13 protein-coding genes are annotated in these 13,465 nt (G+C 63.9%); 7 read left to right on the forward strand and 6 right to left on the reverse strand.

What is annotated here, in order from left to right:
• Positions 1-342, forward strand: coding sequence for an FKBP-type peptidyl-prolyl cis-trans isomerase (locus tag HB675_RS21385; RefSeq protein ID WP_213881132.1), 342 nt, complete (start codon positions 1-3; stop codon positions 340-342).
• 40 nt (positions 343-382) lie between these two features.
• Here HB675_RS21385 and HB675_RS21390 read toward each other — a convergent pair whose 3' ends face one another.
• Together HB675_RS21390 and HB675_RS21395 are read right to left on the reverse strand one after the other, a co-directional pair.
• Positions 383-1,201, reverse strand: a complete 819-nt coding sequence (locus HB675_RS21390; protein ID WP_213881133.1) for an alpha/beta hydrolase — start codon at positions 1,199-1,201, stop codon at positions 383-385.
• Between the two features lie 198 nt (positions 1,202-1,399).
• The gene (locus HB675_RS21395) at positions 1,400-1,897 is read right to left on the reverse strand and encodes a GNAT family N-acetyltransferase (protein ID WP_213881134.1); all 498 of its coding nucleotides are present in this window, start codon (positions 1,895-1,897) and stop codon (positions 1,400-1,402) included.
• A gap of 187 nt (positions 1,898-2,084) precedes the next feature.
• On the opposite strand from HB675_RS21395, the gene HB675_RS21400 reads away from it, so the two are divergent.
• A complete protein-coding gene (locus tag HB675_RS21400) occupies positions 2,085-3,035 on the forward strand; it encodes a 2-hydroxyacid dehydrogenase (protein ID WP_213881135.1) in 951 nt (316 codons plus the stop codon).
• Between the two features lie 5 nt (positions 3,036-3,040).
• Here the strand turns inward: HB675_RS21400 and HB675_RS21405 are convergent, their stop codons facing one another.
• The 4 genes from HB675_RS21405 to HB675_RS21420 all read right to left on the reverse strand — a co-directional run bounded on the left by HB675_RS21405 (position 3,041) and on the right by HB675_RS21420 (position 5,354).
• Positions 3,041-3,751, reverse strand: a complete 711-nt coding sequence (locus HB675_RS21405) for a FadR/GntR family transcriptional regulator (RefSeq protein WP_213881177.1) — start codon at positions 3,749-3,751, stop codon at positions 3,041-3,043.
• A 69-nt stretch (positions 3,752-3,820) separates the two neighbouring features.
• Positions 3,821-4,279 carry a RidA family protein gene (locus HB675_RS21410; RefSeq protein WP_213881136.1) on the reverse strand — a complete coding sequence of 153 codons (459 nt, stop codon included), beginning with the start codon at positions 4,277-4,279 and terminating at the stop codon, positions 3,821-3,823.
• Between the two features lie 74 nt (positions 4,280-4,353).
• Complete coding sequence (locus HB675_RS21415; protein WP_213881137.1) at positions 4,354-4,941, reverse strand: glutathione S-transferase; 588 nt, start codon at positions 4,939-4,941, stop codon at positions 4,354-4,356.
• The gene (locus tag HB675_RS21420; RefSeq protein WP_213881138.1) at positions 4,938-5,354 is read right to left on the reverse strand and encodes a VOC family protein; all 417 of its coding nucleotides are present in this window, start codon (positions 5,352-5,354) and stop codon (positions 4,938-4,940) included. The genes HB675_RS21415 and HB675_RS21420 overlap by 4 nt, the downstream gene beginning before the upstream one ends.
• Before the next feature lie 113 nt (positions 5,355-5,467).
• Between HB675_RS21420 and HB675_RS21425 the strand changes: the two genes are divergently transcribed.
• The 5 genes from HB675_RS21425 (at position 5,468) to HB675_RS21445 (ending at position 13,463) form a co-directional block, all read left to right on the forward strand.
• Complete coding sequence (locus HB675_RS21425; protein ID WP_213881139.1) at positions 5,468-6,370, forward strand: LysR family transcriptional regulator; 903 nt, start codon at positions 5,468-5,470, stop codon at positions 6,368-6,370.
• Between the two features lie 150 nt (positions 6,371-6,520).
• Complete coding sequence (gene mexE / locus HB675_RS21430) at positions 6,521-7,762, forward strand: multidrug efflux RND transporter periplasmic adaptor subunit MexE (protein ID WP_213881140.1); 1,242 nt, start codon at positions 6,521-6,523, stop codon at positions 7,760-7,762.
• Between the two features lie 12 nt (positions 7,763-7,774).
• Entirely contained in the window at positions 7,775-10,966 is a 3,192-nt protein-coding gene (locus HB675_RS21435; RefSeq protein WP_213881141.1) for an efflux RND transporter permease subunit, read from the forward strand.
• A complete protein-coding gene (locus HB675_RS21440) occupies positions 10,966-12,393 on the forward strand; it encodes a TolC family protein (RefSeq protein ID WP_213881142.1) in 1,428 nt (475 codons plus the stop codon). Before HB675_RS21435 ends, HB675_RS21440 begins: the two co-directional genes overlap by 1 nt.
• A gap of 170 nt (positions 12,394-12,563) precedes the next feature.
• The gene (locus HB675_RS21445; protein WP_213881143.1) at positions 12,564-13,463 is read left to right on the forward strand and encodes an SDR family oxidoreductase; all 900 of its coding nucleotides are present in this window, start codon (positions 12,564-12,566) and stop codon (positions 13,461-13,463) included.
• Positions 13,464-13,465 lie beyond the last annotated feature (2 nt).

Below are 13,465 nucleotides of genomic sequence, written 5' to 3' on the forward strand. Positions count from 1 at the left end.
ATGAACGACGAACTGCACATCGAAGACCTGCACCCGGGCGACGGCAAGGCCGTGGTCAAGGGCGCACTGATCACTACCCACTACACCGGTTGGCTGGAAGACGGCAGCGAGTTCGACTCGTCCCGCTCGCGGGGCAAGCCGTTCCAGTGCGTAATCGGCACCGGACGGGTGATCAAGGGCTGGGACATAGGACTCATGGGCATGCAGGTGGGCGGCAAGCGCCGACTCTGGGTACCGGCGCATCTGGCCTACGGCGAGCGGCAGATGGGCGCGTTGATCAAACCGCATTCCCACCTGAGTTTTGAAATCGAATTGCTGGAAGTGCTGACCCGGGACGATTGATTGATGCAGCAACGGGCAGGAAACGCAAGGCTGGCGCCGATCAGCGCGAGAGGAATGCCAGCAGGTCTTCGTTGAGCCGGTCCTGATGGGTCACGGCAAAACCGTGGGGCGCGCCTTCGTACACCGTCAGGGTGGCGCCACGAATCAATTCGGCGGCCTGCTTGCCGGTGGCTTCGAACGGCACGATCTGGTCGCCGTCGCCGTGGATGACCAGGGTCGGCACGTCGATGCGGGCCAGGTCCGGGCGGAAATCGGTTTCGGAAAACGCCGTGACACAATCCACCGTGGCTTTGAGCGACGCCATCAGCGCGATGTTGAGGGTTTGGGTCAACACGCCTTCGGAAACGGTCTGGCCGGCATTGATGCCGTAGAACGGCGTGTTGAAGTCGGCAATGAACTGGGCACGGTCTTTCAGCAGGCCGGCGCGGATACCGTCGAACACGGCTGGGTCGACGCCTTCGGGGTGGTCGTCGGTCTTGATGAAGATCGGCGTGACCGCCCCCAGCAATACCAGCCCCGCGACCTTGGCCGAGCCATGGCGGGCGATATAGCGCGCCACGTCGCCACCGCCCATGGAGAAGCCTACCAGGGTCACCTCGGTCAGTTGCAGGTGCTCGATCAGCTGGTGGATGTCATCGGCGAAGGTGTCGTAGTCATAGCCTTCCCACGGCTGGCTGGAGCGGCCGAAACCGCGCCGGTCGAAAGCAATGGTGCGGTAGCCGCGCGACGCCAGGTAAGTCATCTGCGAGTCCCACATGTCGCCATCCAGCGGCCAGCCATGGCTGAACAGCACGGCCTTGCCGGTGCCCCAATCCTTGAAATAGATCTCGGTGTTGTCGGTGGTGATGAAGGTGCTCATGCCGTGCTCCGGGTATGGGAAGGGAATGAGCTGATCATGAACGCTGCGAGCGCCCTGGTATTGAATAGGCGTGCCTGCAATGGTGAGGATGTGCGCCAGTCTCTGCAGGACCGAGCTTGCTCGGGAACACGCCACCGCGATTTTTCAAGACCGCTCGCGGCGAGGCCTGCCCGAGCAAGCTCGGTCCTGCGGGGGTGCCTACAAGCCTTTCTGCCAGAACATCGCCCGCCCCATCTGCGGGTCCAGTTCATACCCGGCAAAGCCCATCTTGCGATACGCCGCCTGCGCCCCGACGTTGCCTTCGAGCACCTCCAGGGTCAGCTTGCAGCAGCCGCGCTGGCGGGCGATCTTTTCCACTTCGGCGAGCATCTTCTGGGCAATCCCCAGGCCGCGAAAGCCGTCGAGTACCACCACATCATGAATGTTCACCAGCGGACGGCAGACGAAGGTCGAAAAGCCTTCGAAGCAATTGACCAGGCCCACCGGTTCGCCGGCAACAAACGCCAGCACGCTGAATGCATGAGCGCGCTTGCTCAATTCCTGGGCCAGGTTCTCCCGCACGTCGGCCGGCAGGCCGTGGCCGCCGCCCATGGCGTCACGCGCGTAATGATCCAGTAAAAACCCCAGCGATCTGGCATGCAGCGGATTGCTGTAGCTTGCCTGCAAGACCAGTACTTCGGGTGCTTCCCTATCCATTGCCTCAACCGTCCCCTGAATACAGGCCGAATGCTCGGCCGAAAAAAGCCATGACTTTAAGCGATGAAGCGCATTGGCGAAAGGGCTCAAGCGCAGGCTTTGAATGACAGCCCCCTCAGTCTATGATCAACTGAATGTTGTACGACAACCGACAATAGACCGAGCCCATTACAAAAAGGAGTTGCAGATGTCCGACACCCGCGCAGACGTTCTCGTATGGGGCCCCATGCATGCCGCCCTGACCGCCAACCTGGCCCGCGATTACACGGTGCACAACCGCTGGGAAATCGCTGACCTGGACCACTGGCTCGACCAGCACGGCGAAAACATTCAAGCCATCGTCACCAGCGGTGTCTATGGTACGGAGATCGCGGTGCTCGAGCGCCTGCCCCACCTGCGCGTGGTCACCAGCTTTGGCGTGGGCTACGACGCCCTGGACATGGCTTACCTGGCCGACCGCGGCATCCCGGTCAGCAACACCCCCGACGTGCTCAATAATGCCGTGGCCGAAACGGCGCTGGGCCTGATGCTCGCCGTATCGCGCAAGATCAGCCTGGCCGACCGCTTCGTGCGTGCCGGTGAATGGCCCAAAGGCAAATTCCCGCTGGGCAGCGATCTGGCCGGCAAGACCTGCGGCATTGTCGGCCTGGGCAAGATCGGCAAGACCATCGCCACCCGCGCGGCCGCCTTCGACATGAAGATCGCCTACTACCGGCGTAACCAGCCATACCCCGACGTGCCCTACACCCACTACGCCGACCTGGAGGCGCTGGCCCGCGATGCCGATCACCTGGTCATCATCGTCCCCGGCGGCGCCGACACCGAGCGCCTGATCAACGCCCAGGTGCTCAAGGCCCTCGGCCCCAAAGGCCTGCTGATCAACGTCGCACGGGGTTCGGTGGTGGACGAGAAAGCCCTGATCGCCGCGCTGCAAGCCGGCGAGATGGGTGGCGCCGGGCTGGATGTGTTCGAGGACGAACCCAACGTGCCGGACGAACTGCTAAGCATGGACAATGTGGTGCTCACCCCGCACATCGGCAGCGGCACCTTCGAGACTCGCCAGGCCATGGCCGATCTGGTGTTTGCCAACCTGCAAGGCTTCCTCAAGGACGGCACGCTGATCACCCGGGTCGCCTGAGCCCCTCACACGCCGGCAAAGCGCTCCAGACTGTTGCACAGGTGCAGCAACATGGCCGCGCGGGCCGCGTCAGCGTCCTGACGGCGAATGGCCGCATAAATTGCCTCGTGCTCGGCAATCGCGGCCAGCGCCAGCAGGGTCAGGTCCTGGCTGCCACGCTCGTCCGGCTGAATGCGGGTGCGGGGGATCATCGAATTGCCGAGGTGATAGATGATCTCGGTGAAGTACGCGTTGCCCGTGGCCTCGGCGATCGCCCGATGAAAGCGGATGTCGGCCTGCACGGTGCGTTCGGCATCGCCTGAAGCCGCCTGGTATTCGTCCAGCGCCAGGCGCATCGTCGCCAGTTGTGCGTCGTTACGGCGCCGCGCAGCAAGGGCCGCCGCCTGGGTCTCCAGGCCCATGCGCAATTCCAGAATTCCGCGAATGCTCAGCGCCGTGTCGCTCTTGAGGCGAAAGCCTTCGCGCTGCGCCTGCTCCAGCACAAAGGTGCCGATGCCGTGGCGGGTCTCGACCAGACCTGCGGCCTGCAACTTGGAAATAGCCTCGCGCACCACCGTACGGCTGACACCATGCTCGCGGACGATCATCGATTCGGACGGCATTTTTTCGCCCGGCAGAATGCTGCCGGAGAGGATCCGCTGACTCAGTTGCGCCACCAGGTCATTGGCCAGGCCTGGGGCGCGTTTGCGGGCGGGCGTGTTGCTGTGTTCTGGCATGGGCGATCCGAGGGCGGTAGGTGGCGGCATGGTAGCACTCACCTTCCCCGCCTCGAACCTGAGAAAACGCTAGTCGTGAATCTTGAAGATAGCCTCTATCTCCACGGTCATGTTGTTGGGCAGCGAGCCCATGCCCACTGCCGAACGCGCATGCCGGCCACGCTCGCCGAGCACCTGCACGAACAGATCGGAGCAGCCGTTGATCACCTGCGGGTGCTGGCCGAACTCGGGAAAGGCGTTGACCATGCCGAGGAGTTTCACCGCTTCCAGGCGATCCAGGTCCGGCACCAGCGACTGCGCTGCCGCCAGCAGCGCCAGCCCGGCCAGCCGGGCGTGCTCGTAGGCCTGCTCGACACTGACGTCGCTGCCGACCTTGCCCAGGTGGTAGCCGCCCTGCTCGTTGCGCGGGCCTTGGCCAGAGAGGTAGAGCAGATCGCCCACGCGCTTGCCCGGCAGGTAGTTGGCCACCGGCGTCGGCACGTCGGGGAGGCTCAGGCCCAGTTCGGCCAGGCGTTCAAGTACGGTCATGTCAGCATTCCTTGATCAGTGAACGGTGGGCAATAGTAACCCCATGGGCAGCCCACAGGGTCCATAGGCTTGCGTCATGGCTTGGCCAAATAGCCCGGCAAGCTTTCTATGCGCGCCATCCACTTGGCAATATGTGGATAAGGCGTCAAATCCACACCCCCTTCCGGCGCCAGCGCCACATAGGGATAGACTGCACAATCGGCAATGCTCGGACGGCCGATGGCCAGCCAGTCACGCTCGGCCAGATGCCGCTCCAGCACCCCCAACACCCGCGGTGCCTTGGCCAGCGCCTGGGCCTTGTCCAGGTCGTAGCCGAACTGCTGCACCAGTCGGGCGGTAGCGACACTGTGCTGGACTTCGTTGCCGGCAAACGACAGCCACTGCATGATCTCGCCCTGCCCGTGCGGGTTGCCCGGCCACCACGCCAGCCCGCCACAGGCCCCGGCCAGATACACCAGAATGGCCTGGGAGTCGCGCAGCACATAGCCGTTGTCTTCCAGGATGGGCAGCAGGCCCAAGGGGTTCATGTCAATCAGCGGCGCGCGCAGATGCTCGCCACCGGCCAGATCCACCGCGACGATATCCAGTTCGATGTGGGCCAGGCTGGCGAAAAGGCGCACCTTGTAGCAGTTGCCGGAGGGGTCGACGTTGTACAGTTTCATTGCGCAACTCCATCAATCAGTTGGTTGAACTCGAGCACATTGCCGTCCGGGTCGCGGATGAACAGTGCCACCCTTCTCGGCCCGATCGGGTGCGGGCCCTCGGTGATGGCGATGCCACGCTCGTGCAGCCAGCCTTGCAGCGCCTCAAGGTTATCGACGATGAAGGCCGGGTGGGTGATGCCGGGCCACTTGACCGGCGCATCCAACAGGACGTTATGACGCTCGGGCAGATGGCTGCCGTTGAAGATCAGGTTGATGCGTACGCCATCGGCACTGACCATCTCATTGGCTTCGCTGCGGCTGAAGCGGGCGCTCTCGGTAAAGCCCAAGGCTTCATAGAAAGCCATTGAGCGGTCATGCCGGGTGACGCGGATGCCGACATGATCGTAGGCCAGGATACGAGCAGGGTTCATGATCTGACTCCAATTGAACGGTGTGGGTGCAGTATCCTTGCAAGTCCGCAGCGCACCTATGGTGCCGGGCTGACAACAGCTGTGCAGGTATCGCACTAATGACAAGGGTGACCATGGACAGACTCAAGGCAATGGCCAACTTCGTGCGCATCAATGAGAGCGGCAGTCTGAGCTCGGCGGCCGAAGCCACCGGGCAATCGGTGGCCTCGCTGGTGCGTTCGCTGGCCGCGCTCGAACAGCACCTCGGCGTACGCCTGCTCAACCGCACTACGCGGCGCATGGCCTTGACTGTCGAGGGCGAGGAGTACCTGGCCTGGAGCCGGCGCATGCTCGCCGATTTCGATGACATGGAGCAGCGTCTGGAAGGCCGCGATGGTGTCGCGCGCGGCCTGCTGCGCATCACCGCGCCGGTGGAGTTCGGCCAGCGCTACGTGGCGCCGCTGGTCAACGGGTTTCTCCAGCAGCACCCGGCGATCACTGCCGAGCTTCACTTCAATGATCAGGTGGTACCCCTGCTGGACGAACGCCTGGACCTGGCTCTGCGCATCGGCCACCTGCCCGACTCCGGGCTGCTGGCCCGCCAGGTCGGCGCAACCCGGCTGGTGACCTGTGCCAGCCCAGCCTACCTGGAGGGCGCCCCCGCCCTCGAGCACCCGCTGCAACTGTCGGAGCATCCCTGCATCGCCAGTGCGGCCCAAGGACGCCAATGGCATTACCGCCAGGACGGCAAGGAGTTGACGGCTCAGGTCACCACACGGTTGATCTGCAATCAGGTGCGTGCTGTCGCGGCGGCCTGTATTCAGGGCCTGGGGGTGACGCGGCTGCTGCATTACCAGATCGCCGACGCGCTGGCCAGTGGGCAGTTGGTGCGGATCCTGACGAACTTCGAGCCGGCGGACCTGCCGATCCATCTGGTCTATCCGCATTCGCTGCAGCTATCGCCACGGGTGCGAACCTTTGTCGAATGGGCCAGTGCTCAGCTGCCTGCATCGGTGCCGGATCCACGCCTCGAATAATCGTTAGCAAGCTTACGAAAGCCCCGTCCCACAAGGGCTGCGGCCCTTTCGTATCATTCCGGCTGATAGTTATCTTCGAACCATTCGATTCGTCGATGGTCAGCCGCGCGCACAGAATCCGCCCATTCTCGATAACCGGCGGACGAGCCCATGGAACAGTCAATAAAGTCTTTTCGTTTTCCCCTGGCGGTGCTCGCGGTCGTGGTCATGAGTGCTTGCGGCAAGACGCCGCCAGTGGCCAGTGCGCCCCCTGCTCCCAAGGTCAGTGTGGCCAAGGTGCTGGAGCAACCCATTACTGAATGGGACGAATTCACCGGGCGCCTGGAGGCGCCGGAAACCGTACAAGTGCGCCCACGGGTCTCGGGGCAGATCGACCGGGTGGCTTTCACCGATGGCGCGCTGGTGAAAAAAGGCGACCTGCTGTTCCAGATCGACCCACGGCCTTTCGAGGCCGAGGTCCATCGTCTGGAAGCGCAGCTGCAACAGGTCAAGGCCACTGTGGTGCGCACCGAAAGCGAAGCCCAGCGCGGTGAACGCCTGCGCAGCGCCAACGCCATTTCTGCGGAACTGGCCGAAACCCGCACCACCACTGCCCAGGAAGCCCGCGCCGGCGTCGCCGCGATTCAGGCACAGCTGGACCTGGCCCGCCTCAACCTGAGCTTCACCCATGTCACCGCGCCGATTTCCGGGCGCGTCGGCCGCGCCGAAATCACCGCCGGCAACATCGTCAGTGCCGACACCACGCCGTTGACCTCGGTGGTCTCCACCGACAAGGTCTACGCCTACTTCGACGCCGACGAGCGCGTGTTCCTCAAGTACAACCAACTGGCCCGCGACGGCCAGCGTGGCCAGACCACCCCAGTGTACATGGGCCTGTCCAACGAAGACGATGACAAGCACCTGGGCCAGATGAACTTCGTCGACAACCAGGTCAATCCCAAGACCGGGACCATCCGTGGCCGTGCGGTATTCGACAACAGCGACGGGCGCTACACCCCCGGGCTGTATGCGCGCCTGAAGCTGGTGGGCAGCGCCACCTATTCGGCCGTGCTGATCAAGGACGAAGCCGTGGGCACGGACCTGGGCAAGAAGTTCGTGCTGGTGATGGACAAGGATAACAAGGCGGTCTATCGCAACGTCGACCTGGGGCCCAAGCTCGAAGGCCTGCGCATTGTGCGCAGCGGCCTGAGCAAGGACGACACCATCGTCGTCAACGGCCTGCAACGGGTCCGTCCCGGTGCCCAGGTCGACCCGCAAAGCACCGACATGGCCAACCCCGCCACCCTCGCCGCCCTGGCTGAACAACGCCAGGCGCTGCAAGCCAACAACCTGCTACCCGTCAAGGATGCGCCGGCCGTCAAGGCCGACGGCGTCGCGACCGCGCGCGATTAAAGGACTGAACCGATGAACTTCTCGCAATTCTTTATCAAGCGCCCGATCTTCGCCGCCGTGCTGTCGCTGCTGATCCTGATCGCCGGCGCCATCTCGCTGTTCCAGCTGCCCATCAGCGAATACCCCGAAGTGGTCCCGCCCACAGTGGTGGTGCGCGCCAACTTTCCCGGCGCCAACCCCAAGGTCATCGGCGAAACCGTGGCCGCGCCTCTGGAACAGGCCATCACCGGCGTCGAGAACATGCTCTACATGTCCTCGCAATCCACTGCCGATGGCAAGCTGACCCTGACCATCACCTTCGCCTTGGGCACCGACCTGGACAACGCGCAGGTACAGGTACAGAACCGCGTGACCCGCACCGAGCCCAAGCTGCCGGAGGAAGTCACCCGTATCGGCATCACCGTGGACAAGGCCTCTCCCGACCTGACCATGGTGGTGCACCTGACCTCCCCGGACAAACGCTACGACATGCTCTACCTGTCCAACTACGCCATCCTCAACATCAAGGATGAACTGGCGCGGCTGGGCGGTGTGGGTGACGTGCAGTTGTTCGGCATGGGCGACTACTCGCTGCGGGTCTGGCTGGACCCGAACAAGACCGCCTCGCGCAATCTCACCGCCACCGATGTAGTGACCGCCATTCGCGAGCAAAACCGCCAGGTCGCCGCCGGGCAACTGGGCGCACCGCCCTCGCCCAACGCCACCAGCTTCCAGATGTCCATCAACACCCAGGGCCGTCTGGTCAGCGAGGAAGAGTTCCAGAACATCATCGTGCGCAGCGGCCCGGACGGCGAGATCACCCGCCTCAAGGACATCGCCCGCATCGAACTGGGCTCCAACCAATACGCCCTGCGCTCGCTGCTCAACAACCAGCCGGCGGTGGCCATCCCGATCTTCCAGCGCCCAGGCTCCAACGCCATCCAGATCTCCAATGAAGTGCGGGCCAAGATGGCCGAGCTGAAGAAGAGCTTCCCCGAAGGCATGGACTACAGCGTCGTCTACGACCCGACCATCTTCGTCCGTGGCTCCATCGAGGCCGTGGTGCACACCCTGTTCGAAGCGCTGGTGCTGGTGGTGCTGGTGGTGATTCTGTTCCTGCAGACCTGGCGCGCCTCGATCATTCCATTGGTGGCGGTACCGGTGTCGCTGATCGGCACCTTTGCCGTGATGCACCTGTTCGGCTTTTCCCTCAATGCCCTGTCACTGTTCGGCCTGGTGCTGGCGATCGGCATCGTGGTGGACGACGCCATCGTCGTGGTGGAAAACGTCGAGCGCAACATCGAACTGGGCCTGCAACCGGTGGCCGCCACCGAGCGGGCCATGCGGGAAGTGACCGGCCCGATCATTGCCACAGCGTTGGTGCTGTGTGCCGTGTTTGTGCCGGCCGCCTTCATCTCCGGCCTCACCGGACAGTTCTACAAGCAGTTCGCCCTGACCATTGCCATCTCTACGGTGATCTCGGCGTTCAACTCGCTGACCCTGTCGCCGGCCCTGGCCGCCGTATTGCTGTTGCCCCATGGCGCGCCCAAGGATCGTTTTTCCAAGGTGCTTGACCGGCTGCTGGGTGGCTGGCTGTTCCGTCCGTTCAACCGCTTTTTCGTCAAGGCCAGCAACGGTTATGTACGCACCGTGGCGCGGGTCATCCGCGGCAGCGGTATTGCGCTGGTGCTCTACGCGGGGTTCATGGTGCTGACGTATTTCGGCTTCGCCAGCACGCCCACCGGCTTCGTGCCGGCCCAGGACAAGCAATACCTGGTGGCCTTCGCCCAGTTGCCGGACGCCGCCAGCCTGGACCGCACCGAGGATGTGATCAAGCGCATGTCCGACTACGCCCTCAAGCAACCGGGCGTCGAAAGCGCCGTGGCCTTCCCGGGCCTGTCCATCAACGGGTTTACCAACAGCCCCAACAATGGCGTGGTGTTCGTCACCCTCAAGCCATTTGATGAACGCAAGGACCCGAGCCTGTCGGCAGGTGCGATTGCCGGTGCGTTGAACGGCCAGTTCGCCAATATCCAGGACGCCTACATGGCGATCTTTCCACCGCCACCGGTGCAAGGCCTGGGCACCATCGGCGGGTTCCGCCTGCAGGTCGAGGACCGTGGCAACCTGGGCTATGACGAGCTGTACAAGCAGACCCAGAACATCATCGCCAAGAGCCGCAGCGTGCCGGAACTGGCCGGGCTGTTCACCAGCTACACGGTGAACGTGCCTCAGGTGGAGGCCAATATCGACCGGGAAAAAGCCAAGACCCTGGGCGTGCCCATCAGCGACATTTTCGACACGTTGCAGGTCTACCTGGGCTCGCTGTACGCCAATGACTTCAACCGTTTTGGCCGTACCTACCAAGTCAACGTCCAGGCCGAACAGCAATTTCGCCTCGAGCCGGACCAGATCGGCCAGTTGAAAGTGCGCAACGATCGCGGCGAGATGATCCCGCTGGCCACGCTGATCAAGGTCACCCCCACCTCGGGGCCGGACCGGGTGATGCACTACAACGGTTTCGTCACCGCCGAAATCAATGGCGCGGCTGCGCCCGGTTACAGCTCCGGCCAGGCCCAGGCAGCGGTGGAGAAACTGCTCGCGGCCGAGTTGCCCAATGGCATGACCTATGAGTGGACCGAGATCACCTACCAGCAGATCCTCTCGGGCAATACCGCGCTGCTGGTATTCCCGCTGTGCGTGCTGCTGGCCTTTCTGGTGCTGGCGGCGCAATACGAAAGCTGGAGTTTGCCGCTGGCGGTGATCCTGATCGTGCCCATGACCCTGTTGTCGGCCATTACCGGGGTGATCCTGTCGGGCAGCGACAACAACATCTTCACCCAGATCGGCCTGATCGTACTGGTGGGCCTGGCGTGCAAGAACGCGATCCTGATCGTCGAGTTCGCCAAGGACAAGCAACAGGAAGGCCTCGATCCCCTCGCCGCCGTGCTGGAAGCCTGCCGGCTGCGGCTAAGGCCGATCCTGATGACCTCGTTCGCCTTCATCATGGGGGTGGTGCCCTTGGTCACCTCCACGGGCGCCGGCGCGGAAATGCGTCACGCCATGGGTGTGGCGGTGTTCTCCGGGATGCTCGGGGTGACCTTCTTCGGCCTGTTGTTGACGCCGGTGTTCTTTGTGCTGATCCGCCGTCATGTCGAACGCAGCGAGGCGCGCAAGGCTGCTCGCACGCTGCACCGTGCCACGCCTGCTGTGGAGGCTCATTGATGAAACACCTGAAGCTGTTCATGCCGAGCCTGTTGGTGTTGGCCCTCGCCGCCTGCGCCGTAGGGCCGGACTACAAGGCCCCGGCCACCGCCGCCGCCACGTTGGACCAGGCCAACGATACCCACCAGGCCCATTACGACCGCAGCCAGTTCGATGCCGTCTGGTGGCAGCAGTTCGATGACCCGACCCTCAACCAATTGGTCACCACGGCCCTGCAAGGCAACCGTGACCTGCAGGTGGCCTTCGCCCGCCTGAAAGCCTCGCGGGCCATCGTCGACGACGTGGCCAACGACGCCCGGCCGGTGGTCACCAGCCGCGCCAGCAGCGAAAACGGTCGCGCCCAGCAGCCCGGCCAGACCGACAGCCGGGTCCGGGTCGAGCGCTATGACCTGGGCCTGGACATGGCCTGGGAGATCGACTTGTTCGGCCGTATCCAGCGCGAGCTGGAAGCCAGCAAGGCGCAACGGGATGCCACCCGCGAAGACCTCCATCAATTGCAGGTCAGCATGATCGCCGAACTGGTGGACGCTTACGGCCAGCTGCGCGGCGCGCAATTGCGCGAGAAGATCGCCCTGGACAACCTGAAGAACCAGCAGGACTCGCGGGCCATCACCGTCAGCCTGCGGGATAACGGGGTGGGCAACGAGCTGGACGTGGTCCGCGCCGATGCGCGCCTGGCCGCTGTCGAAGCCACGGTGCCCCAGCTGCAAGCTGACCAGGTGCGCGAGCGCAACCGTATCGCCACCTTGCTCGGCCAGCGGCCGGAACAGATGACCGTGGACTTGAGCCCACGTCAGCTGCCGGCCATCTCCAAGGCCTTGCCCATTGGCGATCCGGGCGAGCTGCTGCGCCGCCGCCCCGACGTGCGCAGCGCCGAGCGGCAACTGGCGGCGGCCACGGCCAATGTCGGGGTGGCCACCGCCGACCTGTTCCCGCGGGTCAGCCTCAGCGGCTTCCTCGGCTTCACCGCCGCCCGCGGCTCGCAGATCGGCTCCGGCGCCGCGTCGGCCTGGGGTCTGGGCCCGAGCATCACCTGGCCGGCCTTCGACATGGGCAGCGTGCGCGCACGCTTGCGTGGTGCCAATGCCCAGGCCGAAGGCGCGCTGGCCAACTACGAGCAGCACGTGCTGCTGGCGCTGGAAGAATCGGAAAATGCGTTCAGCGACTACGGCAAGCGCCAACAACGGCTGGTCTCGCTGATCAAACAAAGCGAATCCAGCCGCGCCGCCGCCAGCCTGGCCTCGATCCAGTACCGTGAAGGCACCACCGATTACCTGGTGCTGCTGGACGCCGAACGTGAACGCCTGAGCGCCGAAGACGCCCAGGCCCAGGGCGAGACCGACCTGTATCGCGGGATTGTGGCGATCTACAAGGCACTGGGTGGGGGGTGGCAGGTGCCGGGGCCGGAGGTGGCTTCGGTGCGTTGACTGCGCCGGCCCTTGGGCACGGTTGCGCTTCGCCCGAATGACTGCTGCCTGCAGGACCTTGCTTGCTCGGTCCTGCAGCGTGGAAAGACCGCTCTGTAAATCAAAATGAACGTTCAAGCGCCCTGCTGCCTCCCAATTAGGACTCATTCATCCTGACAGGAGCAGCCACCATGGCGACCGAAAACCAATACACCCTGCAGAACCCCCTGACCCAGTACCCACAACCCGAATTCCCGAAACAGCCACAAACGGCTCCCGGCACTGTCCATGAACTGCAACCCAAGGCTGACCACGGCGAGACCAGCTACAAAGGTTTCGGCCGCCTGGCCGGGCGCAAGGCGCTGATTACCGGTGCCGACTCCGGCATCGGACGCGCGGCCGCCATTGCCTTTGCCCGCGAAGGGGCGGACATCGCCCTGAACTACCTGCCTTCGGAAGAAGCCGACGCCCGCGAAGTGGTGGCGCTGATCGAAGCGGCCGGGCGCAAGGCGGTGGCCATTCCCGGCGACATCACCAGCGAAGCTTTCTGCCAAGCCTTGGTCAAGCAAGCCGCCGAAGCATTGGGTGGCCTGGACATCGTGACCAACGTGGCCGGCAAACAGACCGCCCAGAAAGACATCGCCGACCTGACCACCGAGCAGTTCGAGCTGACCTTTCGCACCAACGTCACCGCGCTGTTCTGGATCTGCAAGGCTGCCCTGCCGCTGTTGCCACCTGGCGCAACCATCATCAACACGGCTTCGATCCAGGCCTACCAGCCGTCCGAAACCCTGCTCGACTACGCCCCCACCAAGTCGGCCATCGTCGCCTTCACCAAGGCCTTGTCCAAACAGGTGATCGGCAAGGGCATCCGGGTCAACGCCGTGGCACCGGGGCCGTTCTGGACGCCGTTGCAACCCAGCGGTGGCCAGCCACAGGACAAGATCCCGGCCTTCGGTTCGGAAACGCCTTACGGCCGCCCTGGCCAACCCGCCGAATGCGCGCCGATCTACGTGCTGCTGGCCAGCCAGGAATCGAGCTATATCACCGGCGAAGTGTTCGGTGTCACCGGCGGCAACACCCTGCCCTGAAC

This window comes from Pseudomonas sp. dw_358 (genome assembly GCF_018449655.1).
In the GTDB taxonomy this organism is placed as follows: Bacteria; Pseudomonadota; Gammaproteobacteria; order Pseudomonadales; family Pseudomonadaceae; genus Aquipseudomonas.